This window comes from Pedobacter sp. HDW13, from assembly GCF_011303555.1.
Taxonomy (GTDB): Bacteria; Bacteroidota; Bacteroidia; order Sphingobacteriales; family Sphingobacteriaceae; genus Pedobacter.
The window spans coordinates 6,305,474-6,331,618 of sequence record NZ_CP049868.1 but is presented as its reverse complement, the minus strand read 5'-3'; the positions used below and the strand labels follow the sequence as shown (position 1 = coordinate 6,331,618).

Annotated in this window: 24 protein-coding genes and 1 pseudogene; 13 read left to right on the top strand and 12 right to left on the bottom strand. The window is 38.3% G+C overall.

Annotated elements, in window-relative coordinates:
* The first annotated feature begins 42 nt into the window (after positions 1-42).
* Both G7074_RS26200 and G7074_RS26195 read left to right on the top strand, forming a co-directional pair.
* Positions 43-522 carry an Lrp/AsnC family transcriptional regulator gene (locus tag G7074_RS26200; RefSeq protein ID WP_124558544.1) on the top strand — a complete coding sequence of 160 codons (480 nt, stop codon included), beginning with the start codon at positions 43-45 and terminating at the stop codon, positions 520-522.
* Positions 523-526: 4 nt separating this feature from the next.
* Entirely contained in the window at positions 527-1,456 is a 930-nt protein-coding gene (locus tag G7074_RS26195; protein ID WP_199748274.1) for an EamA family transporter, read from the top strand.
* Between the two features lie 138 nt (positions 1,457-1,594).
* Here the strand turns inward: G7074_RS26195 and G7074_RS26190 are convergent, their stop codons facing one another.
* From G7074_RS26190 to G7074_RS26170, 5 genes are all read right to left on the bottom strand, one after another.
* Positions 1,595-2,713 carry a GNAT family N-acetyltransferase gene (locus G7074_RS26190; RefSeq protein ID WP_124558543.1) on the bottom strand — a complete coding sequence of 373 codons (1,119 nt, stop codon included), beginning with the start codon at positions 2,711-2,713 and terminating at the stop codon, positions 1,595-1,597.
* 71 nt (positions 2,714-2,784) lie between these two features.
* A complete protein-coding gene (locus G7074_RS26185; RefSeq protein WP_124558542.1) occupies positions 2,785-2,979 on the bottom strand; it encodes a hypothetical protein in 195 nt (64 codons plus the stop codon).
* Positions 2,980-3,066: 87 nt separating this feature from the next.
* Positions 3,067-3,633, bottom strand: a complete 567-nt coding sequence (scpB, locus tag G7074_RS26180) for an SMC-Scp complex subunit ScpB (protein ID WP_124558541.1) — start codon at positions 3,631-3,633, stop codon at positions 3,067-3,069.
* 251 nt (positions 3,634-3,884) lie between these two features.
* Positions 3,885-6,839: a two-component regulator propeller domain-containing protein gene (locus tag G7074_RS26175; RefSeq protein ID WP_233603801.1), complete on the bottom strand. Its 2,955-nt coding sequence runs from the start codon at positions 6,837-6,839 to the stop codon at positions 3,885-3,887.
* 40 nt (positions 6,840-6,879) lie between these two features.
* The gene (locus G7074_RS26170) at positions 6,880-7,665 is read right to left on the bottom strand and encodes a LytTR family DNA-binding domain-containing protein (protein ID WP_124558539.1); all 786 of its coding nucleotides are present in this window, start codon (positions 7,663-7,665) and stop codon (positions 6,880-6,882) included.
* Positions 7,666-7,788: 123 nt separating this feature from the next.
* Here G7074_RS26170 and G7074_RS26165 point away from each other — a divergent pair, with 123 nt between their 5' ends.
* Positions 7,789-8,511 carry a ferritin-like domain-containing protein gene (locus G7074_RS26165; protein ID WP_124558538.1) on the top strand — a complete coding sequence of 241 codons (723 nt, stop codon included), beginning with the start codon at positions 7,789-7,791 and terminating at the stop codon, positions 8,509-8,511.
* A 17-nt stretch (positions 8,512-8,528) separates the two neighbouring features.
* Positions 8,529-9,407 carry a ferritin-like domain-containing protein gene (locus tag G7074_RS26160; RefSeq protein WP_124558537.1) on the top strand — a complete coding sequence of 293 codons (879 nt, stop codon included), beginning with the start codon at positions 8,529-8,531 and terminating at the stop codon, positions 9,405-9,407.
* A 95-nt stretch (positions 9,408-9,502) separates the two neighbouring features.
* On the opposite strand, the gene G7074_RS26155 is transcribed toward G7074_RS26160, so the two are convergent.
* The 5 genes and pseudogenes from G7074_RS26155 to G7074_RS26135 form a co-directional block, all read right to left on the bottom strand.
* The gene (locus G7074_RS26155; protein ID WP_124558536.1) at positions 9,503-10,009 is read right to left on the bottom strand and encodes a hypothetical protein; all 507 of its coding nucleotides are present in this window, start codon (positions 10,007-10,009) and stop codon (positions 9,503-9,505) included.
* A gap of 15 nt (positions 10,010-10,024) precedes the next feature.
* Positions 10,025-11,148: pseudogene (locus G7074_RS26150) on the bottom strand (CofH family radical SAM protein).
* 116 nt (positions 11,149-11,264) lie between these two features.
* Positions 11,265-12,257, bottom strand: a complete 993-nt coding sequence (locus G7074_RS26145; protein WP_124558534.1) for a hypothetical protein — start codon at positions 12,255-12,257, stop codon at positions 11,265-11,267.
* A 27-nt stretch (positions 12,258-12,284) separates the two neighbouring features.
* The gene (locus G7074_RS26140) at positions 12,285-13,394 is read right to left on the bottom strand and encodes a hypothetical protein (RefSeq protein ID WP_124558533.1); all 1,110 of its coding nucleotides are present in this window, start codon (positions 13,392-13,394) and stop codon (positions 12,285-12,287) included.
* A gap of 24 nt (positions 13,395-13,418) precedes the next feature.
* Entirely contained in the window at positions 13,419-14,120 is a 702-nt protein-coding gene (locus G7074_RS26135) for a hypothetical protein (protein WP_124558532.1), read from the bottom strand.
* A gap of 138 nt (positions 14,121-14,258) precedes the next feature.
* Here G7074_RS26135 and G7074_RS26130 point away from each other — a divergent pair, with 138 nt between their 5' ends.
* From G7074_RS26130 to G7074_RS28050, 3 genes are read left to right on the top strand one after another with little or no spacing between them, the layout of a single operon-like run.
* A complete protein-coding gene (locus G7074_RS26130; RefSeq protein ID WP_166212231.1) occupies positions 14,259-15,503 on the top strand; it encodes a pitrilysin family protein in 1,245 nt (414 codons plus the stop codon).
* Positions 15,496-16,038 carry an insulinase family protein gene (locus tag G7074_RS28055; RefSeq protein ID WP_370526580.1) on the top strand — a complete coding sequence of 181 codons (543 nt, stop codon included), beginning with the start codon at positions 15,496-15,498 and terminating at the stop codon, positions 16,036-16,038. Before G7074_RS26130 ends, G7074_RS28055 begins: the two co-directional genes overlap by 8 nt.
* 5 nt (positions 16,039-16,043) lie before the next feature.
* Complete coding sequence (locus tag G7074_RS28050; protein ID WP_370526579.1) at positions 16,044-16,766, top strand: M16 family metallopeptidase; 723 nt, start codon at positions 16,044-16,046, stop codon at positions 16,764-16,766.
* A 101-nt stretch (positions 16,767-16,867) separates the two neighbouring features.
* On the opposite strand, the gene G7074_RS26120 is transcribed toward G7074_RS28050, so the two are convergent.
* Positions 16,868-17,149 carry a pyrimidine/purine nucleoside phosphorylase gene (locus G7074_RS26120; protein ID WP_124558529.1) on the bottom strand — a complete coding sequence of 94 codons (282 nt, stop codon included), beginning with the start codon at positions 17,147-17,149 and terminating at the stop codon, positions 16,868-16,870.
* Positions 17,150-17,421: 272 nt separating this feature from the next.
* On the opposite strand from G7074_RS26120, the gene guaB reads away from it, so the two are divergent.
* The 5 genes from guaB to G7074_RS26095 all read left to right on the top strand — a co-directional run bounded on the left by guaB (position 17,422) and on the right by G7074_RS26095 (position 23,809).
* Positions 17,422-18,891: an IMP dehydrogenase gene (guaB, locus tag G7074_RS26115; RefSeq protein ID WP_124558528.1), complete on the top strand. Its 1,470-nt coding sequence runs from the start codon at positions 17,422-17,424 to the stop codon at positions 18,889-18,891.
* 297 nt (positions 18,892-19,188) lie between these two features.
* On the top strand, positions 19,189-21,768 hold the full coding sequence (locus tag G7074_RS26110) for a TonB-dependent receptor (RefSeq protein WP_124558527.1): 2,580 nt from the start codon (positions 19,189-19,191) through the stop codon (positions 21,766-21,768).
* Between the two features lie 218 nt (positions 21,769-21,986).
* Positions 21,987-22,580, top strand: a complete 594-nt coding sequence (locus tag G7074_RS26105) for a TIGR00730 family Rossman fold protein (RefSeq protein WP_124558526.1) — start codon at positions 21,987-21,989, stop codon at positions 22,578-22,580.
* 156 nt (positions 22,581-22,736) lie between these two features.
* Positions 22,737-23,198, top strand: a complete 462-nt coding sequence (locus tag G7074_RS26100; RefSeq protein ID WP_124558525.1) for a MaoC family dehydratase — start codon at positions 22,737-22,739, stop codon at positions 23,196-23,198.
* A gap of 62 nt (positions 23,199-23,260) precedes the next feature.
* Positions 23,261-23,809 carry a hypothetical protein gene (locus G7074_RS26095; RefSeq protein WP_124558524.1) on the top strand — a complete coding sequence of 183 codons (549 nt, stop codon included), beginning with the start codon at positions 23,261-23,263 and terminating at the stop codon, positions 23,807-23,809.
* On the opposite strand, the gene G7074_RS26090 is transcribed toward G7074_RS26095, so the two are convergent.
* Complete coding sequence (locus G7074_RS26090) at positions 23,806-24,249, bottom strand: DUF2721 domain-containing protein (protein ID WP_124558523.1); 444 nt, start codon at positions 24,247-24,249, stop codon at positions 23,806-23,808. The genes G7074_RS26095 and G7074_RS26090 overlap by 4 nt on opposite strands.
* 204 nt (positions 24,250-24,453) lie before the next feature.
* Here G7074_RS26090 and G7074_RS26085 point away from each other — a divergent pair, with 204 nt between their 5' ends.
* The gene (locus tag G7074_RS26085) at positions 24,454-26,082 is read left to right on the top strand and encodes an acyl-CoA carboxylase subunit beta (RefSeq protein ID WP_124558522.1); all 1,629 of its coding nucleotides are present in this window, start codon (positions 24,454-24,456) and stop codon (positions 26,080-26,082) included.
* The last annotated feature ends 63 nt before the right edge of the window (positions 26,083-26,145 follow it).

The following is a 26,145-nucleotide window of genomic DNA, read 5'->3' as shown; positions in this document are numbered from 1 at the left end:
ATTAATAATGATTTTTATTCTAAATGTTTGTAGTTTTATAATATGGTAACGGAAAACAATTTTAGTCTCGATCATATTGATCTGGCTATCCTCAGATTGATGCAGGATAATGCACGTATTTCAAATGTCGATTTAGCAAAGGCGCTTGAGCTGGTTCCATCAGCTGTGCTGGAGCGGGTAAAGAAACTTGAAAAGAAAAATGTAATTACGCAGTACAATGCCCGGATCAATCCGGATGCAGTCGGACTAAAATTACTGGCTTTTATTTCTTTAAAATCATCGCAAAGTTTAGGCTGCAGCGATACGGCGAACGAACTGGCTAAAATTGCGGATGTGCAGGAGGTACATGTAATTGCAGGTGATGATTGTTTTCTGGTAAAAGTACGAACGGCCGATTCAGCTTCACTGATGGCTTTGCTGCGCGATTCTTTTAGTAAGGTACCCAATATTCTTTCCGTTAAAACTACCATCGTATTGGAAACGGTAAAAGAACAGCAAAAATTAGTAATCCCAGAAAAATAACATCATGACAGATTTAAACAAAAAAGCATCGCCGGTAATGGTTTACCTGGCATTTGCGATCGTATATATAGTTTGGGGCTCCACCTATTTTTTTATCCAGAAGGCACTGGCCGGTTTTCCACCTTTTGTTTTGGGAGTAGTCAGGTTTTTTATAGCTGGTATTTTAATGTTGGGCTGGTGTAAATTTAAGGGAGAAGATATTTTTAACCTCAAAACCATCAAAATTGCCACGGTAAGTGGTGTTTTAATGTTAGGGTTGGGAAATGGTATTGTAATTTGGGTAGAACAGTTTATTCCTAGCGGTTTAGTGGCTATTATGGTGGCTTCGGCTGCAATCTGGTTTGTTATTTTAGATAAATCGCATTGGAAAGAAAACCTTAGCAATAAATACATTGTATCAGGACTTGTAATTGGTTTTTTAGGAGTGGTGTTGCTTTTTGGTAACCAGCTCATACAAGCACTTGATAAGCCACAGAGTAATCTGCAAATTATTGGTATGGTGTTACTTGTTTTCGGACCGGTTGCTTGGGCTGGGGGCTCACTTTATTCTAAATATCATCCTACAACCGGTAGTTCAGTTTCGGTAAATACGGGTTGGCAAATGCTAATGGCGAGTGTTGCTTTTTTACCCGGTAGTTTCATTAAATCAGAATTTAAAACGCTTGATTGGGAAAGTATTCCTCTCGATGCGTGGTTGTCTATCGTTTATCTCATTTTATTTGGCTCAATAGCTGCGTTTAGCGCTTATGTATGGCTGTTAAAGGTGCGTCCGGCTACGCAAGTAAGTACTTATGCTTACGTAAACCCTGTGGTGGCTGTTTTATTGAGTTTAACTTTTACTAACGAAGTAATTGGTGTAACACAGGTGATTGGCCTGGCTATTATTTTAGGAAGTGTGCTTTTGATTAACCTGCCGAAATATAAAAACGCATAGGTTGTTTTTAACACAATATAGTTATCGTTTGTAACGAGGATCACATTTGTAATGTGATAGAAGTAAAATGTTTTCTTGAACTAACAAGAACCGTCCTTTTGATCCGATAGCTATCGGATCAAAAGGACGGTATTAAGATTAAAATATCTTCCGCATGGTTAAGTGTTTTTTACCAAAGGTTGCGCCTGTAGCTTTATGAATAGCAATCATTTGTTCGTTAAAATCGCCAACCCAACTTAATTCCAGTTCTTTGTACTGGTTTTTGGGTAATACATACTCACCTAAACGGATAAAAAGAACCGACTCCAAGCCATGTTTCTGAAATTTCGACTTTGTACCCATTACAATTGCGCGCATTCTGTTTACGCCAACCCAACGCCTGTAAGCAAACTTCAATTTCTCTAGCAAGCCTAGTTTTCCGTCAAAACCTTTAATCATCTGGTTTGCATCTGGGATAAGTACCACAAATGAGGCTGGTTCGCCATTATAATACGCAAATTGGATTAAATGCTCGTCCATAATGGGCTCCATGCTTTTAAAGCTTTCCTGCAGGGTTTCTTTTTTTATCGGCACAAAGTTTTCAAAATCCTGCCAGCCATCGTTATAGATTTCCATCAGATCGTTAATGTATTTCTCTGAATTGGCTTTGCTGAAATACTCGAAAGTATAGCCTGGTTTATTTCTTACCCAATTGGCAATTTTTGTAAAACGCTCAGGAAAGGGGATGGTAAGGTTAATATGGTTGGTTAGTTGCTCATATTCGGTAACGAAACCATACTTTTCAAAGAATTTTTGATAGTAAGGGAAATTATAATTCATACCAAAGGAAGGAGGGGTAAAGCCCTCGACCAGTAGGCCCCAGAAACTATCGTTCTCGCCGAAATTAATTGGGCCATCCATTGCTTTCATGCCGTTTTCGGTTAACCAGGCTTTAGCTGTATCGAACAATAGGAATGCCGCTTTCTCATCATCAATGCATTCAAAAAAGCCCATTCCACCGGTAGGTTGTTCGTACTTATGCGCCTTTTTTTCGTTAATAAAAGCAGCCACTCTACCAATTAGCTTTCCGGTATCATCTTTTAAAACCCAGCGTGTACATTTTCCATGAGCAAAAAAGTTGTTTTTATCTGGGTTGAACACGTTTTCTACTTCACTATCCAGCGGACAGATCCAGTTTTTATCGTTTTTGTAAAGAAATTTGGGTGTATTGAGAAAGTCTTTTTTTAAAGATGGGCTGCTTACTGGTATAATTTGCATGAACAGATTTTAAAATTAAAAAGCATCCAACCAAGCGGTAGGATGCTTTTCAAATATATGTTTTTTAAATATTAATAATCGTCGTCATCGTCATCGAAATTATCGAAGTTATCAAGGTCGTCTAACGGCATGTCAAAATCATCGTCGTCATCATCGTCTTGAGACTTCTTTTTCGTAGTTTGAATATCGTCATCTTCAAGATCATCGTCTTCGTCTACCTGTTTCTTGGTAGTCGGCTTTGCTGGGAGTTTCTTTGGCGCTTTCATAACACAAAAATAAAAATTGCTTTTATACTTTAAAATTACAAAAAAACTTTTTTTAATAACAATCTGGAAGCAAAGAAATTAAATTATTTATTCAACATTTTCGCCTACTGTATTTTCCTCTTTTACTATATCTTTTAGCTGCGGAAGCTGATTTAAGCTGTTTAAACTAAAATAATCCATAAATAAAGGACTGGTACTGTAAAGAATAGGCCTGCCCGGAGTTTCTGCTTTTCCATCGATACTGATCAGTTCTTTTTCGAGTAAACGCTGTACTGAATAATCAGAATTTACTCCCCTTATTTGTTCGATCTCGAGTTTGGTAATGGGCTGGCGATAGGCAATGATGGCCAACGTTTCCATAGCAGCCTGACTAAGTTTTTTCTTTGAGCGGTGTAGTTGCAGCTGGTTAACGGTTTCATGGTAATCTTTTTTAGTGAGGAACTGATAACCATTGTTTAAATACACCAGCTCTATAGCAAAATCGTCGTGACTGTATTTTTCTTTAATCTGATCAATGCTTTCGAAAACCTGGGTTTCGATATGTTCTGTTTCGAAAACAGCATTTAAGGCAAGTATAATCTCCTGTACGCCTATGCTTTGAACGGACGAGAATACCAGGGCTTCGATGTGCCTGGTGATATTGGAATTGGGCATATGCAAAAATAAAATTTTTGGGCATAAAAAAAGCGGTCTCGCTTCTAAAAACAAGACCGCTTTCAACACACAAATGAAACCTGAATTAAGATATAGTTTTAGGTTAGGTTATTAAATATCTATATCAATTCTATAAGAACGTCTTTGATAAACACTATCGTTTATTTCTATCACAAGTTTAAGGCTAATCGGGCTTCTGTGAAACTCTTATTTAGTGAGTGGTATTAATAATTGAGTAAACGGTAAATTTCCTATTTTAACGGTATAGAAATAGATACTGTTGTACCATTTGTAGTGTTTTGACGTACACTTAAGTGTATAGGTTTTGCTCCAATCTGACCTAAAAGGTGCAATCTTTCTTTGGTAAGCTGCATGCCTTTGCTAATATGGGTTTCTTTTTTATTCTTTAAAGAGTTATCAATACCTACACCATCGTCAATAATTTCGATGTTTAAATAAAAAGCATCCCGCAGTTTAATGTTGATCTGAATTTCGCCACCGGTTTCTTTAGGCATAATGCCATGCCAGATAGCGTTTTCCACATAAGGCTGCAATAACATAGAAGGAATAAAGGTTTCTTCCTGGTCGATATTTTGGTCAATAGTAAAAATATAATCGAGTTTATCGCCAAAACGGTTTTTTTCCAGTTTAAGGTATAGGTTGAGATATTCAAGTTCCTCTTCCAACGAGATGTAACTCTTGGTACAAATTTCCAGATTCTTTCTGATCAGGCGCGCAAAACCAGTTAAAACCTTGTTTGCCGAAGCCGTATTTTGGGTATTAATGTAATGTTGAATGGAATTCATTACATTAAATACGAAATGTGGATTCATCATAGCCTGCAGGGCTTGTTGCTCCAGCATCAGTACTTTGTTTTTTAGCAGCAACTGTTCCTGTTCTTTGTCTTTTTGTTTACGGGTAATGTAAACGGCTACTTTATAAAAAATATAGGCCACCAGCAAAATTAAAATAGACAGGAACCAAAGGCTTTGCCAGAAATGTTTTTTAATGGTAAAAGCAATTTTTGCAGGTTCGCCCCAGTTGCCGTTCTGGCTTTTGGCACTTACTTCAAAAACATAATCGCCAGCCTGCAAGGAGGAAAAATCGAGGCGACGTGTACGGGTTTCAACCCAGGCCAGGTTTTCATTCAAACGGTAACGGTAGGTAATATCGCTGGTGGTAAAATCAACTGCACTAAAGGTAAACAGAATGGTATTGTTACCGGTTTCGAAGGTGAAATTGCCCTGGTTTACAGGTAAGCGTTCATTGTCTTTAATAATAGAGGTTACATATACCTTCGGCAGGTTTTTTATGCTGTTTTTGTTGTTGTATTTAAAGAGAATGAGACCTTTGTTAGTCGCAAAGTAGGCGGTACTATCATCAATAAACAAACTGTTTACATCGTCGCTTAAAAGGTCTTTTCCGTAATCGAAATTGGCGACACTTGGTTCATCGGGATAGCTGGTAATTTTATTTACTCCCTTGTTGGTAAGTACCCATATTTCACTATTCTTTACAAAAATTTTGGTACAGATATTATTAGTTAAACCGTCTTTTTGGGTTATCTGGTTCCTGATTTGATTGTCTTTATAAAAAATTAGTCCGTAACCATCGGTTGCCAGCACCAAAGTACCATCAGCAAGCTGCTGGATATCGTTGATCCGCTTGGTAAGCAGCGGATGGTTTTCAAAATGCTTGATTAATTTTCCTTTAATTAATTGTGAAAGACCATTGATGTTAGAGAACCAGAGATTGCCATCGCGATCGTAAAAAACATGGTAGGAACGGTCTTTAAAAAAGTCTTCCTTTTCGCGGTATTTTGCCGCATTAAATTCGAATTTATTCTTTCTATCGGCCAGGAATACAACCCCTGAGGAAAGCGCCAGTGCCAAATGATTGTTGTTTTCGCCAACACTAAAGTGCTTAATTACGAACATGGAGTTGTTCGATTCTTTTAAATAATTTACTTCTTCGGTGCTGTTATAAATGTTTTTAAAAACACCCATGCCGTAATCGGAGGCAAAATAAATTGATTGGTCTTTTGGATCGAAAGTAATCTGTTTAATGGTTTTGTACTTTTTAAAATCGTCTAAACCAATTTCATCAACCTGGTAGTTGTTAATGGTTAAAACATCAATTACCGCATCATCGGTGCCCAGCCAAAGCCTGTTTTTTCCGTCTTTGGTAATGCTTTTAATTACATTGCTGCTTAAACCAGATTCAGCATCAATAATAGACAGGCGGTTGTTTACATTGGGCAGCATATAAATCCCCTGAGTGGTGGCAAACCACATGTTCTGGTTGTTATCTTTAATTACCTGGTTTACCGGTATATCCTGAAGATATTGTACCGTTTTTCCGTTTTTATTTAGGGCAAAGGCACCATTGGCATTGGATAGCCATACTTCTTTGGTACTGTTGTCATAATAAAAATAGCCCGACATATTTTTGATCAGGTTTTGTGGAATGGCAATTAAATCGTTAATATGGCCATGCTTAAATTCTTTTAATCCGGCATTATCGAGATAGAACATCGATTTGCGAGCAGTATTGGCCGCAGCCATGTAAGATAGCGGAAGTACTTTCGATTTGATAAGCGAAAATGTTTTTCCATTAAACTGTTGAACGCTTTGATCGCTATAGGCCAGTATATTTCCCTGTTCATCTTCATGGATAAAAGCATTGATAAACTTGTCGTTAGGATTGGGCGAGATGTATTTTTTAATCGTTTTTCCATCCCAGCAAACAATTAGATTCGCATTTGTTCCCAGCCAAATCCTGCCGATCTTATCTATTAAAAAAGAGACGATTACAGTATTGAAGCTTAGTTTTTTTAAAAGCTGATCGTTGTTCCGGTTATAAAATTTACCTTCTTTTAAATAACTTAGCTGACCATTAAGTGCAAAAAACCACAGGCGACCATCTTTGTCCTCTTTCATCTGGAGGATTTGTGTATCAGGCAAGCCATCTTCAATGGTGAAATTCTGAAAATTTGTGCCATCAAAGCGGCTTAATCCGTTGTCTGTTGCAATCCAGATAAAGCCTTTTTTGTCTTGTAAAATGTAGTAACAGTTGTTACTGGCCAGGCCACTTTTTGCATTGTAGTGGGGTAGGTAAGTGGTTTGTGCAAGTAGTGTTTTGGACTGGGAAAAGATCAAAAACAAAAGGCAAAGTGCAGAGAAATATCGGCCGAGATTTAACTTCAATAATGCGTTTTTAGCTTGTTTTCTGAACGCTATGCGGTATTTAATGCTCACTGTTCGCCTTTGTAAATAGTTTTATTTTTTCGAAGAAATCGCTGGCCCTGCGGCGCGAAATATTAATGCTTTCGCCATTTTTTAGAAAGACCTGCAGCCCGTTTTTAGAATTGTATTCTTTTAAGTGGTTAAGGTTAATAATACTCGATTTATGGATCCTAACGAATTGATCTGTTGGTAAAAGCTCTTCAAATTCTCGTAAAACTTTCGAGACGGTTATTTTATCGTGATTATTTAAGTGCACAATTGAATAATTGCTATCTGCTTCGATATAAATGATGTCGTCAATGTCGATCATTTTGAAGCCTTGGCCATAGGGCAGCGTTAGTTTTTTAATCTCTGTTCTGGAGCTTAAACTCGAAGCTAAATTATGGATTCTTTCGTCGTTTTCGTTCTGCCCTTTAAAGCGTTTAATGTGTTGGAAAACCTTTTCTACAGCTACCGTAAGCTCGTCAATATCAATGGGTTTTAATAAATAATCTAATGCATTTGCCTTAATTGCCTTGAGGGCATACTGATCGTAAGCGGTGGTAAAAATAACCGCTGCATTGTGCTTTTGTGCATCAGGAATTAGCTCAAAACCATTGCCGCCAGGCATGGCAATATCTAAAAAAATCAGGTCAATAGGATGGTGGGCTAAAATGTCTTTTGCCTCCGCTACAGACCTTGCTATGCCGGTAATTTCTACCTGTGGGCAATTCTGTTGCAGTAAAAAAAATAACGATGATCGGGCAAATTCCTCATCATCAACAATAATGGCTTTTAAGGTCGTCATAGCAATACGATGGTGAATGTATTAAAATCGGCTAACAAAAAAAAATACAATCGTAAAAAACCAGTGCTCTGATTGTCACGTATGTATCATCAAACGAATTCAAAACCACTAACATAGATTACTATGAAAAACAATGAACTAGAAACAAAAAATGAACTTCGGGAAGAAAGTTTGTTTGAGAAAACCGTTGGAAGAAGATCTTTTCTTCAGTACGCGGGTGCAGGAGCTGCCGGTATTGCATTGGTAGCTGCCGGTTGTAAAAAAGATCGTGGCTATCCAGATATGAACACCGGTGCAACTTTAGATTTTAAAGATGATTTTGGTGTTTTAAATTATGCCTATGCTTTAGAACAATTAGAAGCTGCATTTTATGTTAAAGTAGCTTCTGCACCTCCGGCAAGTTTTACCACAGCGCAAAAAGCATACTTCCAGGATATTCAGTTTCATGAAATTGCACACCGTGAGTTTTTCAAAGCGGCTTTAGGTACAGCTGCAATTGGCAGTTTGGAAGTTGATTTCTCCTCAATTGATTTTACAAGCTCAACCAGTGTTTTAGGTGCCGCCATGGCTTTCGAAGATTTGGGTGTTTCGGCTTATAATGGTGCCGGGCCAAGAATTAAAAATGGTACTTATTTATTGTTAGCAGGTAAAATTGTTTCGGTTGAAGCCCGCCATGCTGCTTACATCCGCGATTTAATCTCAAACGGATCATTTGCAGATTTGAATAGCCTTGCACCACTTGGTGCCAATAATGCTGGAGGCCTGGATGCTGCTTTAACACCTGATAAGGTTTTGGCAATAGCTGGCAAGTATATTAAAACCAAAATTAATGTAGTCAATCTTTAACCCTTAAAACTGAAATCATGAATATCGTAAATATATTAGAAGAAATTGAAAAAGTAGATGGTGAAATCTATGAAAGGTTAAATCCGAGAAGAGCCGCAATGAAAAGCTTTTTCAACATGGGAAAGAAAATTTCATTGGCAGCAATGCCGCTGGCTTTGGGTTCTATGTTTCAGAAGGCCTATGGACAAACTGCGCTGCCAACTGCAGTAGTTGATGTTTTAAATTTTGCCTTATCGTTAGAGTATCTGGAATATCATTTTTATAACCATGCTTTATTGGGTACTGATGTTACTTTTACTTACCCAACAACGGCTGCAAAAACCGCCATTACCACCATTCGTGATCATGAAAAAGCGCATGTTGATTTGTTGGTAGGCGCTTTGGGAAGTTCTGCGCGTGCACCTATTGCTTATGCCGATACCGATTTTAGAGCGGGTGGTACATTTGCTACGGTTTACACCGATTACAATACTTTTTTAGCAGTAGCACAGGGTTTTGAAGATACCGGTGTTAGGGCATATAAAGGCCAGGCAGGAAACTTACTGGTTAGTCCGGGCGTACTGCAAACTGCTTTACAGATTCACTCGGTAGAAGCCCGTCATGCGTCGCACATTCGCCAAATGCGTACAGCAGCTGGTACAACGGTTTATAAACCATGGGTTAGTCTTGGTGCTTCAGGTCAGGCAAATGATTCGGGTGTACCACAGGTAGATGCAGTATATGCTGGTGAAGATTTAACGGTACAGGCAAATGTTAACATTGCCAATATTACCGGTGCACCGAACGCAACTGCCGCTAAACTGGCCGCGGTAGAAAGTTTTGATGAACCTTTAGATAGGGCTAGCGTGATAACAATTGCTAATTTGTTTTTACAACCGGGTAAAAAATTATCGTAGCCAAATAGATTATTGAGCAGGTAATGTTTAGTTTAAGGTAGGGAAGCGGCGTTTGGGCTGTTTCCCTTTTTTTGTGAGGTATACAAATAGAATCGCTAGTTTTTAAACCATATTGTACTCAGGAATATGTCTTTATATTTTACGCTTTTTCCATCGGGAAGGATACACGAAAAACTATATGAGGTGCCATCTAAAAAACAAACATTCATGAAAAGGCTAAGCTTGTTTACTTCATCGCGAGCCACTACAGCATAAGCCCTTTGGCCACTTACCATTATCAGCTTTGGACTTTCAAATTTATATTTTGGAAATGAACCGCTTATACCTACTACAAAATCGTCTGCAAATTTTTGCTTTTCAATTTCAGCATTCAAAGTTGCTAAATCTAATTGTGTAATTGGAAGCAGGTCAACTCTGGAGCTAACATAAATGATCCCTGTAGAATCTTTAATTGCATAGGAAGTCTCATTAACTTTTCTTGGCTGGGTGGGAAAGCTAACACTTACCTTTTCGGTAATCTGTTGTTTAAACCACTTGTTTTGGGCGTTTAATTTGAGAACTCCAATTATCAGCAGTAGTATAAGTGTTGTTTTTTTTAACATGAGCGTGTTTTTTATTTAGTATGTAATTACCTGTTCTTCCAAATGTTCGGGTAAATCTCTGTAGTTGTATTTTTGCCCACGTAATTGTGGCTCAAAACCAGCTGCCCTGATCGATTGCTGAATACCATTTGCGGTAAAGCGGTGTGGTGCACCTGCTGCCGAAACCACATTTTCTTCGATCATAATTGACCCGAAATCGTTAGCGCCTGCATGTAAACACAATTGTGCTGTTGTTTTACCAACGGTTAACCAGCTAGCCTGTATGTTTTTAATATTGGGTAGCATAATACGGCTAAGTGCAATCATGCGGATATATTCATCGGCAGTTACGGTGTTGCTAATGCCGCGCAATCTTTTTAATAAAGTACCATCGTCTTGAAAAGGCCATGGTATAAAGGCTAAAAAGCCGTTTGCATCAGCAGGTTTTTCACTCTGTACCTGGCGTATCCAAACCAGGTGCTCGAAACGCTCTTCAATGGTTTCTACATGGCCAAACATCATGGTTGCCGAAGTGGTAATATCTAACTGATGACAGGCACGCATTACATCAAGCCATTCCTGGCCACCGCATTTCCCTTTAGAAATTAAGCGGCGCACACGGTCGTTTAAAATTTCGGCACCAGCCCCAGGTAAGGAATCCATACCGGCCTCTTTTAGTGCTTTTAAAACTTCAGTATGGCTAATGCCTTCTAATTTTGCAACGTGTGCAATTTCAGGCGGACCTAAAGCATGAAGTTTTAAATCAGGATATAATTCTTTTAGTTTTTTAAAAAGATCGGCATAAAAGGCCAGACCTAAATCGGGATGATGACCACCCTGAAGCAATAATTGATCGCCCCCAAACGAAAGGTTTCTTCGATTTTTACTTTATAGGTTTCGATATCAGTAATATAACTTTCATCGTGGCCAGGCCTGCGGAAAAAATTACAGAATTTACAGTTGGCAATACAAACATTGGTAGTGTTTACATTTCTATCGATTTGCCAGGTTACCTTGCCGCTGGGTACCTGTATTTTTCTCAGTTCGTTTGCCACAAACATCAAAGATGCGGTATCGGCATTATGGTATAAATGTACACCTTCTTCAAGGCTCAAAAAGTCAAAACGTAATGCCCTTTGTAGTAAATCGGCTGTATTCATAAAGCAAAAATACTAAAATGTTTATACAACAACGCTTAGTTATTATGGCAGGAAAGTAAATTTTTGACATAAAAAAAGAGCGACTGGTTAATTACAGTCGCTCTTTTTAAAGAAAATTATTTAAGGGCTAATAAAAAACCAATGGTAAAGTTGGCATCCCAGTCAAATACAAAAGTATCGCAATTGGTAGCATCTTTAATGGCTTTGTATATGTTAACGCCACTTTTGATTTTAATTTTATCAGTATTGTATTTATCAGGATCATTTAGAACTGTAAATCTTTCATCTCCGGTACGGGTTTGTTTTGCAAGTTCAAAAGGCACACCTCCGATAATGAAACAAACTTCGTGTTTTGTAGATGGGATTTTTGATGATACAGATTTAACAAGATCATATACAGCATCGTCTTTCAGGTTTTTCTCATAATACTTAGCGCCTGGTGCTTCAGATGATTTAACATCGCCATCCATCCACGAAATTTTAGTGTTGCCCGAACCAATGTCAACAACAAAAGAATTATCATAATAAGATGCAGGTAAAACACATTTTAAAGCCAGTTTACCTTCCTGTTCTGCGGTAACAAGGTTAACAACGAAGCCCATTTTCTTTAACTCAGAAACAATAGCAGTTGTTTTAGGCTCTTTTTGCGCGCCAGAACTGATTACAAAGTGAATGTTTTTAGATTTAACGCCTTTATCAAACATGGCGCCTATGTAATCTTTTAGGCCGGTTCTGATATCTGCGGTATTTGCCAAACCTTCGTAAACAAATGATTTTCCGAAATCTTTAGAGATAATTTCCCAGCGTTTTTCTTTATCAATATTTACTACAAAAGAGTTAAAACCCGAGGCACCAACCTCTACAACACCTTTATATTCACCATTTACAGGTTTTTCGGGAGTATAATTAAAACTTCTTTTGTCTTCGCTTTTAGCAGCAGCAGGTGAAGATGCTTGTTCTGTACTGTCTTTTTTACTTCCCTCAGTGTTGGTTGCGGCATCAATTTTTCCCGATTCTAAAGCCCAGTAACCTAAGCCAATGATAGGGATTGCGATAATAATTGCTTTTATAGGCCAGCGTAGTCTTGCCCAGATAGATTTTTCTTCCATTGTGATATGTTTAATTTAAGAGTTTGATTAGTCTAATAATGAAAAGCCTTTGTCTACTTTTTCTTCAGCTTTAAGTTCGTAAGAAGCATCGGTCATTCTGCTTACATTAAGCATTTTAAGGTTGCGGTCGTCTACTTTTTTGATGAATTCTTCCAATTCGCTTTGCGATGGTGCACCACCAACAGTAATGTTATTATTCTGATCTAAGAAATCGAGGTTAGAACGGATAGATGCAATATTTTGGCTAATGGCTCCTGTAGCTGCATTCATTGCCTCCTGAAAAGCCCATCCGTCTTTAATGTTAAAAACTTCTGCAAGTCCTTCAGTTGCATTTTTCATTTTTTGGGTTGCTTCCAGTTTTTTAGAAATGATCGAAATACTGCTATCCAGGGTGCTTACATAAATGCGGGCAGCGCTTTCGTTATCTTTTAAAACTTCTAAAACTTTGGCAAACTGGTTGGCATATTGTACGTAACTACGGGCATTTTGTTCTTCTGCTTCACCTTCTTTGCCTAAAAGGAAAGCTTTTGTACGCGTTTCTTTTGCATCTCTGTTTAAATCGTTTGCCTTTTCGATGTTGTTGTTTGCTGTTTCCTGTTTAGCTTTTTCATCTAAACTTGCAGCTTCAACGGTAAAGCGTTTAGCATAGGTGTATTTTTCTTCGGCAGTTTTCTGAGCTGTTTCTCCGCTTTGTACCATATCTATCCGTACACCATCAACATTGGCAATTTTATCTTTTACCCTTTTTAAAGTATCCTTTGCGTCTTTTGATAAAAGTTGCAAGGTTTCAATCGGGTTACCTCTTATAATGGCTTTTTCGCCTTTAAAAAGTAAAATTGTACCCAACCTATGTAATAAAGAAATAATTTTTGGAGCTAGTAAAAGCAATACAATTAGTATAATACTAAAAATAACCAGTAAAATACTTTTGGCTGCATAAACCAGCATAATTGGAAGAAATTTGAAAAATGCAAATGCACCTCCCAAAATTAGCGCCCAAAAAAAGATACTTGACATTACCTTTTTGCCTTCAGGTGTTTGTATCTGGCTGGGAAGATGATCGCCTAAAACCTGAAATATAGGCAGCTGACTTTTAATTTCGGCTGGAATATTTACATACTGATTTTTGTTTTCCATTACGTTTTCGTTAATTTTTAATCGTTAATTTATGTTTGTTTCAATAATACTCAGTGCTTTTTCTATATCGGCTATTACCTCATTAACAGCTGCATTGCCTAAAGCAATTTTCTGATCGATATCTTTCAACTGCGGATCATACTTCACATTAAGATTCTTTAAATCTTGTTCTTTATTTTGCAATTTGGCTTTCAGATCGGCAATGTTTTGTTCAATAGTTTTAATTTCGTTTATCAAATCGTTTTTTTCATCAATCAGGCTGTTTTCCAGGTTTTGTTTTTGTTGCTGTTTCTGGCTGCTTTCCTGTTCTATAACTTTTTTTAACTCCGTGGCATAGCTTCGGCCAGTAGTTAACAGCTTTTGTTTATTTAAGTCTTTTTCTACATATTTTAAAGATGTATAAGCCGCTTTTATGGTCGAAGCATCAATGCTGCCCATTTCTGCTGCTGCATTCCAGACCTCAAAAAAATCGAGACCCGGCTCATTCATTTTTTCCAGTATGCCTAAAACTTTTACCTTCATTTGCTTAACATCGGTAACACCTATTGGGCTAACATTTTCCTTTAGATTAACCTGTGGTTGGTTAGTTACAGGTTCGGGTGTTTTTGTGCTGATGCTGGCAGGTTGCTGATCCTGCGTGGAACCAGGTGCATCACTGTCTTCGAAAATTAATTTTTTTAAACTGTTTAAAATTCCGAATGAATTTTTTGCTGTTTCCTCGCCCATGTTTACTTGATTATCTGTTGCTAAAATAGTAAAAATAGAATTGCCAGAGACCAAAATATCTTTTAATTGTATTCTCTTTATTAATCACATTCTGCTAAATGAATTATTAAATTATCTTTACCACTCTAAAATTAGGTAATGGTAGATTTTAATCGTTTTACACTAGCTAACGGGTTAAAAGTTTTGGTGCACGAAGATGCAACTACTCCGATGGCAGTTTTGAATATTTTATATGATGTGGGCGCACGTGATGAGGACCCTGATAAAACCGGTTTTGCGCATTTGTTTGAGCATTTAATGTTCGGTGGATCAATCAATATCCCCAACTACGATGAACCTTTGCAACGTGTTGGGGGCGAAAATAACGCCTTTACCAGCAACGATATTACCAACTATTACATTACGCTGCCAGCCGAAAATATCGAAACAGCATTTTGGTTGGAAAGCGACAGGATGTTGAGCCTTGCCTTTTCTGAAAAAAGCCTGGATACGCAGCGCAATGTAGTAAGCGAAGAATTTAAGCAGCGTTACCTGAACCAGCCTTATGGCGATGTTTGGTTAAAACTACGTCCGCTGGCGTATAAAAAGCACTCGTATCGCTGGGCAACCATTGGTAAAGAACTTTCGCATATAGAAAATGCTACTATGGATGATGTGAAAGCATTTTTTAAGAAACATTATACCCCACAGAACGCTATTTTGGTTGTAGGTGGAAATGTGAAAACCGAAGATGTGAAAAAACTGGCGGAGAAATGGTTTGAGCCTATACCGGCCGGAGAGAAATACCACAGGAATTTGGTTCAGGAAGAACCACAAACAGAAGCCAGGCAAGAAACCATTAAAGCAAATGTTCCCTTAAATGCCATTTATATGGCTTTTAAAATGCCTGGCAGATTGAATAATGATTATTATGCTTTCGATTTACTTTCCGACGTTTTATCACGCGGACAATCGTCGCGTTTATACAATAGCCTGCTTAAAGAACAACAGCTTTTTAGCGATATTAACGCTTATATTTCGAGCAGTTTAGATCCGGGTTTGTTTATTATTGAAGGTAAACTGGTAGAAGGCGTAGCCATAGAAACAGCCGAAAAAGCCATATGGACTGAACTGGATAAATTAAAAACCGAACTAGTTTTAGATACCGAGCTTACTAAAGTGAAAAACAAAGTAGAATCTATCCTCGTATTTTCGGAAATGAGCTTGCTTGATAAAGCGATGAATCTGGCTTATTACGAATTGTTGGGCGATGCAGCCTTACTGAATATGGAAACAGCCGAATTTTTAAAGGTTCAATCAGCCGACATTAAAAGGATTGCCAACGAAACCTTTGGCAAAAAATCATCATCAACCTTATATTATTTAACTGAAGAACATGCTTAACAGACAACAAGCGCCTGATTTTAAGCAGGTATCTGCTATAAATTTTATCCAGCCTGAAAAAAGGTTATTAGCCAATGGTGTACCTGTTTTTACTATTTATTCGGGTGAGCAGGATTTGGTACGGATTGAATTTATTTTTGAAAACGTTAACTGGAAACGTGAAAAACCCTTACAGGCTATCGCTGTAAATACCTTAATAAATAACGGAACCAACAAGCTATCGGCCAAAGAAATAGCCGAAAAAATTGATTTTTACGGTGCATTTTTCCAAACCGAATATACGCAAGATCATTCATCGGTTTCGTTGTATACGCTGAATAAACATTTACATTCGGTATTGCCAATTGTAAAGGATGTTTTAACAGAAAGCCAGTTTCCGCAAAATGAATTGGATATTTATATTCAGAATCAGAAGCAAAAACTTCAGGTTAACCTTAAAAAGAACGATATCGTTTCGCGGAAAGAATTTGCGCATGCTTTGTTTGGTGAGACCGCTTACGGGTGGATATTAAAGCACAACATTACGATGAACTAAAACGCGTGGATCTTTTAACCTACTTTAAAGCAGCCTACGCGCCAAATAATTGTACCATTGTGGTGTCAGGAAAATTTGATACAACAGGTTTTAACCTTTTAGATAGTAGTTTTGGTTACAATTGGGAAAAAAGTGAGGTGGTGAAAAACACATTTAGCTTTAATCCTACCGAAAAACAATTCGTGTATAAAGAGAAGCCTGAAGCTTTACAATCGGCCATTAGGATTGGTCAGCTGGCTATAAACCGCAAGCATAAAGATTTTCCAGGACTCCAGATCTTAAATACAGTTTTGGGTGGTTACTTCGGATCGCGTTTGATGGCCAATATCCGTGAAGATAAGGGCTATACTTACGGCATTGGTTCGGGCATATCGTCGTTGCAGCAAGCCGGTTATCTTTTTATATCGACAGAAGTTGGTGCTGATGTTTGCGGAGCAGCATTAACAGAAATTTATAAAGAGATCGATTTATTGAAAACGACACTAATAGGGGAAGAAGAACTTAATTTAGTGCGCAATTATATGCTTGGCTCGATGCTTGGCAGTTTAGAAAATGTTTTCTCGCACGCCGATAAGTTTAAAAACATTTACTTCTCAGGCCTGGATTACGATTATTATTCAAGATACATTGAAACTGTAAAAACCATTACAGCCGAAGAGTTGCTGGCTTTGGCCAATAAATACTTCACTACCGAAAGTTTTACCGAAGTGGTAATCGGGAAGAAGTAAAGCGAAGCATTTAAGCTAAGAAGTCAGGTTTTTCTTCATTCGTCGTGCTGAATTGTTTCAGTATCTATTACGAAGGATAAAAACCTGACTTCTTTTTTTGTTTACCTGTACTGGCAAAGATAAGCTGTTTGAACAGTTGCCTTTACTTTAAAAGAAGCATTGGCAGGTACTTCAAAGCTGTTGCCAGCGGTAATGGTTAGCCATTCGGTAGCATCTGGTAAAAGCGCCTCTAGCTGGCCTTCAATAACGTGCATAATTTCTTTCTGCGCAGTGCCAAAGGTATATTCGCCAGGATTGATGACACCTACAGTTGATTTACCTTCGGTTATTTCGTATCCTAAAGATTTAACGTTACCATCAAAATATTGGTTTTCAGTAATCATAGTCTAATTATAAAGTTTTTGCTAAAATAGCTTTTTGCTTATCAGCCTGATAAATTTTTTATAAAACTCTATGTATTCCGCATATTTTTCGGGTGGATATTTTTTGTTATTCATGATTTGTGAGCGATTATAAACAATCATGTTGTCTTTATAATTCTGAAATCCCAATTGTCAACAAAGCTTAATATTTGACTAAATTCGCATTTACATTTTTATTTTCCTGGTTTTTCCTTATCTTTGCCTGGCAAATAATAAATCCTAATTTATTTGCTATGCAACTCGATTCCACAAAATTTATTGCCACAGGTTTGACGTATGATGATGTACTTTTGGTACCTGCATATTCCGAAATTCTGCCACGTGAAGTAAATACATCCACTTTTTTAACGAAAAAAATTAAACTCAATGTTCCGTTGATTTCTGCCGCAATGGATACTGTAACAGAAGCTGAGCTTGCCATTGCTATTGCGCAAAATGGAGGAATAGGCATGTTACATAAAAACATGACGATTGAAAGACAAGCCAGTGAAGTTCGCAAAGTAAAACGCTCTGAAAGTGGTATGATCCAGGATCCGGTTACTTTATTAGAATCAGCAGTGGTTGCCGATGCTTTCAAAATTATGAAAGAACATAAAATTGGCGGCATTCCGGTAGTGAGTAGCGATAATAAATTAGTAGGTATCATTACCAACAGAGATCTGCGTTTTCAAAAAGACATGAAAAGACCGGTTTCTGAAGTAATGACCAAAGAAAACCTGATTACTGCCCCTGAAGGTACAACACTGGTTCAAGCAGAAGAAATTCTTCAGAACCATAAAATCGAAAAACTTCCGGTAGTAAGCAAAGATGGTTATTTAAGCGGCTTAATTACCTTTAAAGATATTTCAAAAGTTAAAAATTACCCGGCAGCTTGTAAGGATGAACGCGGACGTTTACGTGTTGGTGCTGCTGTTGGAGTAACTGCCGATACTTTGCAACGTGTGGATGCATTGGTACATGCAGGTGTTGATGTAATTACCATCGATACTGCCCACGGTCATACCAAAGGTGTAGTAGATAAATTAAAAGAAGTTAAAGCCAAATATCCTGAATTGCAGGTTATTGTAGGTAATATTGCTACAGGTGCAGCTGCAAAATTTTTAGCTGATGCCGGAGCTGATGCAGTTAAAGTTGGTATTGGCCCTGGTTCTATTTGCACCACCAGGATTATTGCTGGTGTTGGTGTACCACAATTATACGCTGTTTACGAGTGTGCCAAAGCCCTTAAAGGTACTGGTGTGCCCGTTATTGCGGATGGCGGTATTAAACATACCGGTGATATAGCAAAAGCTATTGCATCTGGCGCAAGTACTGTAATGGCAGGTTCGTTATTTGCAGGAGTAGAAGAATCACCAGGTGAAACCATTATTTACGAAGGACGTAAATTTAAATCGTACCGTGGAATGGGATCAATCGAAGCAATGGAGCAAGGATCGAAAGACCGTTATTTCCAGGATGTAGAAGATGATATTAAAAAACTCGTTCCTGAAGGTATTGTAGGCCGTGTGCCGTTTAAAGGTACATTGGCAGAAGTAATGTATCAATACATCGGTGGTTTACGTGCAAGTATGGGCTATTGTGGAGCAGCCAATATCGAAGCATTACAAGAAGCACAATTTGTGCAGATTACCGCTGCGGGCATGCGCGAGAGTCACCCGCACGATATTACCATTACCAAAGAAGCACCTAATTATACCAGGTAGGCTAATTTATATATTGAATTTAAACGGGGCATCGGTTACGATAGCCCCGTTTTTTTGTGGTTAACCTTGTAGATTTTTGAATCTGTAAGGTTTAAAAATATAAAAAATGCAAAATAAAATTTGGCAGTTATATTTTTTTAATATATTTGTCGACTAAATCTATAGATTTAATATAATAATTATGAAAACCAATCAAAAAATCTGCTCTTACTGTTGTTGCCATCCCGGAACACATACGAAATATCACCGAACGCAAAACTAATCAACAATATTTAAATCAAATACGAATAACCAATCATGAAAAAAAGCTTACCCATAATCTTTTTCTTAATACTTTTAGCAGGAGCCATTTTTGCTCAAAACCCCATAACGGGGATCATAAAAGGAGCTAATGGTACTAAAGTGCCACGTGCAACTGTAAAAATAAGAGGTACAAATGTATCTGTTATAGCCGATGAAAATGGTGCATTCAGCATCGATACAAAACAAGAACTTCCTTTTTACATTCAGGTAAGCTCGGTAGGGTATAAACCGCAGGATTTTCAAATTATAAAACTACAGGATACGCCTATTGAATTGGTACTTGTTGAAAGTGCATTGTTAGATGAGATTGTGGTAACATCGAGAAGACGTTCAGAAGTATTACAGGATGTGCCAATTCCGATTACTGTAATTGGCGGTCAGGCAGCAGAAAATGCCGGCGCTTTTAACGTTAACCGTTTAAAAGAATTGGTTCCATCAGTACAGTTATATGCTTCAAATGCCAGGAACACTACACTTAATATCCGCGGATTAGGCTCAACATTTGGTTTAACCAATGATGGTATCGATCCGGGAGTAGGTTTTTATGTAGACGGAGTTTATCACGCACGTCCGGCCGCTACCTCTACCGATTTTCTTGATATCGAGCAAATAGAAGTAATTCGTGGTCCGCAGGGTACTTTGTTCGGTAAAAATACCACTGCTGGTGCATTTAACATTACCACTACCAAACCAACCCAAACACCTAGTGCCAAAGTAGAACTGAGTGTAGGTAACTATAATTTCCTTCAGGCAAAAACATCAGTATCTGGTGGTTTAGCAAAAAACCTTGCCGCAAAAATATCAATCTCAGGTACGCAGCGTGATGGTACCATCTGGAATACCAGAGAAGAACGCAAATATAGCGGACAAAACAACCTGGGTTTCAAAAGTCAGTTATACTATACACCGTCTGATAAATTAAAGATATTATTAAGTGGCGATGTAAGTGTTCAGCACCCTGCAGGTTATCCATTGGTAATTGCAGGCGTTACCACTACCGAGCGAAGCGCTTACCGTCAATACGCTAAAATTGTGTCTGATTTAGGTTATCAGCAGCCCAAAATCGATCCTTTTTCGAGAGAGATCAACACAAATACTCCATGGAGACACAATCAATCAATTGGAGGTATATCTTTAAACGTAGATTATAAAATTGGTAACGGAACGCTGACTTCTACCACAGCTTGGAGATTCTGGAACTGGGATCCAACAAACGACAGGGACTTCTCTGAGTTAGCTGCATTAACTAAATCGCAAGGTAACTCACGCCACGATCAATATTCGCAGGAAGTAAGATATGCAGGTAACATTACCGATAAATTAAGCGGTGTAATTGGTGTATTTGCATTGGCGCAAAATTTAAAAGGACTTGCACAAACCGAAGAGGTCGGTAAAGATCAGTGGCGCTTTGTTCAAACCAGCAATACAGGTAGTCAGGCTTTATATTCGACCCCAGGCTTGTTAGATGGTTTTGGTATCAAAACCAATTCAACCATCAAATCGTTAAGTGCAGCAATTTTTGCACAGGTTGACTGGGAGTTTTTAACCCACTTCCACGTATTACCTGGATTGAGATATACCTACGATAAAAAGGATGTGAACTACGACAGGGTAACTTATGGCGGTTTACAAACCAACGATGCCGCTTTACTAGCACTTAAAGCTGCAGTATACAGCAATCAACAATTTACAACCAACGTAGATAATAATAATTTATCGGGTAACTTAACAGTTTCTTATCGTCCAAATGTTAATTTGAATATATACGGTACTTTCTCTACCGCTTATAAACCTGTAGGTGTTAACGTAGGTGGATTGCCAACAACTTCAACCGGTGCTGCTGATTTATCGGTTGCTGTGGTTAAACCAGAATATGTTCAGCATTACGAATTAGGTTTAAAAACCAGACCAGTTAGGGGCGCGTTATTAAATGTAACTGCTTTTGATACTGATATTAAAGATTATCAAACCAACGTACAGTCGCCACAGTTAGGTGTTAACAGGGGATACCTGGCTAATGCTGAAAAAGTAAATGTAAAAGGATTGGAAATTGATGGTACTTATCAGTTGGAAAGATTTTTAACCCTTAATGCAGCAGTGGCTTATTTGGATGGTAAATATGTAACTTTTACGAATGCACCACTACCGTTAGAAGAAACTGGTCATACTGAAATCATTAATGGTACAGCAACGCAAGTGGCCTTTAAAGATGCATCAGGCGGTAGATTACCAGGTATTTCTAAATGGAACATTTCAGGTGGTTCAGAGTTTAGCTTACCGGGTACTTTAGCGACCAAAGTGGGCAGATTCTTTGTTGCTGCTGATGCCAGTTACCGTTCAGATTATTCTTCAAACCCAACACCATCAAGTGTGTTGGTTGTTAAAGGCTATGGTTTGTTTAATGCCAGATTAGGCTTTAAATCAGATAAGTTTTCGTTGTTTGTTTGGAGCAGAAACATTGGCAATAGAAATTACTATGAGCAGTTACAAGCTGCAGCAGGCAACTCAGGCTTATATGCAGGCGTACTTGGCGATCCGAGAACTTACGGAGCTACTATACGCTATGCTTTCTAATTAGAATCTTTTCTCTCTTATATTTGGTTAAAAGGCGTCGGTTTATCCGGCGCTTTTTTTGTTTCTATGCATTTTTAATGCTACATATTATTTTGCAAAGCGAAGCTTTTTATATATCATTGTTTTAGGACGGGATGGCACTTCCTCGTTGGATTTTGTGAAGAATTAAAGTTTAGAGCGCCCATATAAAACCTTAACTTCGATAAATTTTAAAGTAAATGAATAAGCTTAAAGCGGTTTGTGTATATTGTGGTTCGAACTTTAATGGCGATTTACAATTACGCACTGCAATTAAACAATTGGCAGAAACACTTGTAAAACAAGAAATCAAATTAATTTATGGTGGTGGCAGCGTTGGTGTAATGGGGCTGTTGGCTAACGATGTGCTCGAAGCCGGTGGGCAGGTTATTGGTGTAATTCCACAATTTTTAATGGATAAAGAGGTGGGGCATACTGGTGTAACCGAAATGATCGTAACGGAAAATATGCACCAGCGGAAACAAAAAATGGCTGATTTAAGTGACGGTTTTGTTATCCTGCCGGGAGGTTTTGGTACCCTTGAGGAGTTTTTTGAAGTGCTTACCTGGCTTCAACTAGGCCTGCACAACAAACCAATTGGGGTGTTAAACGTTGATGGTTTTTACGATCCGTTATTTGCACAGATGGAAATCATGGTGCAGCGTAAATTCCTGAAATCGGCCAACCGCGATCTGGTTTTTAACGAAGCCGATGCCAGTATTTTAATTGATAAAATGGATCATTTTTCGGCTATACCCGATGAGGTTTGGTTCAGAGATAGGAATTTGAGTTAGAAGGAGATAAGGTTGGTAGTTTATAGTACATAGTCGGATTGACGATCAGGCCATTAGCCATTAACTATAGACCATTAACCAAAAGTCTCAATCTTTAGCTGACAGAAAAACAAATTATTAAGAAATACCTTATTAAAAGGAACTAAAACTAAAACAATGCAAATTATTACTTCACACGCAGAATTTGAACAATACCTTGGTAAGGAATTAGGCGTTTCTTCATGGCATACCATTACGCAAGAGCAGATTAACAAATTTGCTGATGCTACTTTAGATCATCAGTGGATACATGTTGATGAAGAGCGGGCACAGAATGAAGGGCCATTTAAAGCAACTATTGCACACGGTTATTTAACCCTATCGTTAATTCCTTTTTTATGGAAAGAGATTGTTGATATCCAAAACCTGAAAATGGAGATTAACTATGGAATTGAAAATTTGAGGTTTGCGCAGGCGGTTACCGTAAACAGTAAAGTAAGGTTAAAAGCTAAACTGGCTTCAATCATCAACCTGCGTGGCGTAACTAAGGTAAACATGGGTATCGAAATGGAAATTGAAGACCAGAAAAAGCCTGCTTTTAATGGAGAGGTTGTTTTCTTGTATCACTTTATAAACTAATCGCTTAGCTATTGTAGCGTTTTAATCCAGGCTTGCGTTTTAGTAAGAAATAAACTCTTCTCATGAAAAAAACTTACCAAAACGCAAGCCTTATTGTGTTGCTGTTCGCTTTAATTTTATTTGGCGCTTGTAAAAAAAATAAAGTAGAGCCAGCTACAAACGATTCATTTTTGCCAATGCAAATTGGTAACCTGTGGTATTTAAATGGTGAAAATTACACCGAAATTAAAGACTCGGTTAGGATAAACAACAAACTTTTCTACAAGTTTTTTTCTTTGATCGGTGGCGATGCTTTCTCAGTTTATTACCTGAGGATTGATGAGCAGAACCGGCTGGTTGAGAGCTATCCTGATGCTCCATTGAAAATCTTTGTGAGAGCTGATTTTAAAGCCAATGTGGGCGATAAATTTTTCACCACAGGGGATAAGGACTACAATGATAATCAAGTTACAGTTATCCAAAAAAGCGATACAGAGATGACTTTTTCGTTCGATGCTGTTTATCATCCCAATTTAAAAGGGCACCCTCATTCAATAAAATACATCAAAGGTAAAGGTTATCCGGGCAACTGGAAAAAGGTAATCATTAATGGTGTGGTTTACCAAAATTAATCTTTATCAAACTTCTTCTTTAATCTGCTAACAAGTGATGGATCATCCAGCGCCTCTAAGCTGCTCAGTTCAAGCTCAAGAGCCTTGGTGCTGATCTGGATTTCGATCAGTGAAATGATTAACGAAATCATAAAAAAGATAAGGCTTAGCGCAAAGAGTATTTCAGCTGCAGTATTCCAGGTTAAATAAATAAAAAACATACAAAACAAACAGGAGGCAAAACTGAGCACACCAAAAGCCTGCATGTTTTTGATTAATCTTAGCCTGTAACGCAGGTTTTCGATCTGTTTGTGCAGCGCTACGTTTTTATCACCATCCTCATATTTAGATTTTAAACTTCTTACTAGGCTGGCAAGGGCCAGAAACCGATTGGTATAAGCCAGCATAATTAAACTAATGGCCGGAAAAAGTAATGCAGGGATATTGATGGTTAGTTCCATTTGTTTGGTTTAACCAAAAATATCATTTTAAATGGATAATTAACCACAGAGGAAGTCATAAACGATAATCCAATCCTAAATTACGCATTTAGACTCTGTGTTCGCCGTGATTTCTCTTGTTTGCTCTGTGGTAAAAAAAACGCTTTGTACCAGAAACCGTTTTGGTCAATACTGTTTTTATAAAATTAAATTTAAATTGCCTCCATGAATATCGAATTCAATAAAAATGAGGATGTAAATAAACAGTTGGTGTACGAACTGAAAACCAGACTCAAAAAAATATACCTGGGCGGTGGCGAAAAAAATGCGGCTAAACAGAAAGAAAAGGGCAAGTTACTGGCCCGCGAGCGCATTGCCTATTTGATAGATAAAGGCTCTGATTTTTTAGAAGTCGGTGCCTTTACTGCCGATGGAATGTATAAAGAACAAGGCGGTTGTCCGGCAGCGGGGGTAGTTTGTGGTATAGGCTATGTAAGTGGCCGGCAATGTATGATTGTGGCTAACGATGCTACCGTAAAGGCAGGGGCCTGGTTCCCGATGACGGCCAAGAAGAACCTACGTGCTCAGGAAATTGCTATGGAAAACCGTTTACCTGTAATTTACCTGGTAGATAGTGCAGGCGTTTATCTGCCCATGCAGGATGAGATTTTTCCCGATAAAGAACACTTCGGCAGGATGTTCCGCAATAATGCGATCATGTCGGGAGAGGGAATTGTACAGATTTCGGCCATTATGGGCGCTTGTGTTGCTGGCGGAGCTTACTTGCCGATTATGAGCGATGAAGCCATGATAGTAGATAAAACAGGTTCAGTATTTCTGGCAGGTTCCTATCTGGTTAAATCGGCCATCGGCGAAGATGTAGATAATGAAACACTGGGCGGAGCGACTACACATTGCGAAATTTCGGGCGTTACCGATTATAAGCATCCTAATGATGAGGCCTGTTTAGATTCTATCCGCAACATCATGAGCATGTTAGGGGCACCTGAAAATGCAGGTTTCGATCGCATTGCACCCGTTAAACCGAAAGAAAAAGAAGAGGAACTTTACGGTATCCTGCCTGAGAACAGAGATAAACCTTACGAAATAATGGATATCATTAACCGTCTGGTTGATGGTTCTGAATTTGAAGAATATAAAAAAGGCTACGGACAAAGCATTGTGTGTGGTTTAGGCCGCATCGATGGTTGGGCTGTTGGCATTGTTGCCAATCAGCGTAAAGTAGTAAAATCTAAAAAAGGAGAGATGCAGTTCGGCGGGGTAATTTATTCTGATAGCGCCGATAAGGCAAGCCGCTTTATCATGAATTGTAACCAGAAAAAAATCCCTTTGGTTTTTCTGCAAGATGTTACCGGTTTTATGGTTGGAAGTCGTTCAGAGCATGGTGGTATTATAAAAGATGGTGCCAAAATGGTTAATGCTGTAGCCAATTCTGTTGTGCCAAAATTTACCATTGTTTTAGGTAACTCTTACGGCGCGGGTAACTACGCCATGTGCGGTAAAGCTTACGATCCGAGGTTAATTTATGCCTGGCCTACTGCAAAAATTGCCGTTATGGGCGGCTCTCAGGCGGCTAAAACGCTGTTGCAGATTCAGGAAGCATCTTTGAAGGCCAAAGGTGAGGTTATTACACCCGAAAAAGAAGCCGAATTGTTAAAAGAAATTACCGATAAATACGATAGCCAAACTACACCATATTATGCCGCCTCGAGGCTTTGGGTAGATGGGATTATCGATCCGCTCGAAACCAGGAAAGTAATTTCGAGAGGGATTGAAGCTGCGAATCAATCGCCAATAACCAAAAAGTTTAATGTGGGAGTGATACAGACTTAGCGTTTTTATCTATCAACTGAATTTAACGGCCTTTTGCCAAACGCTAAGCGCTTTCCGCTCGGC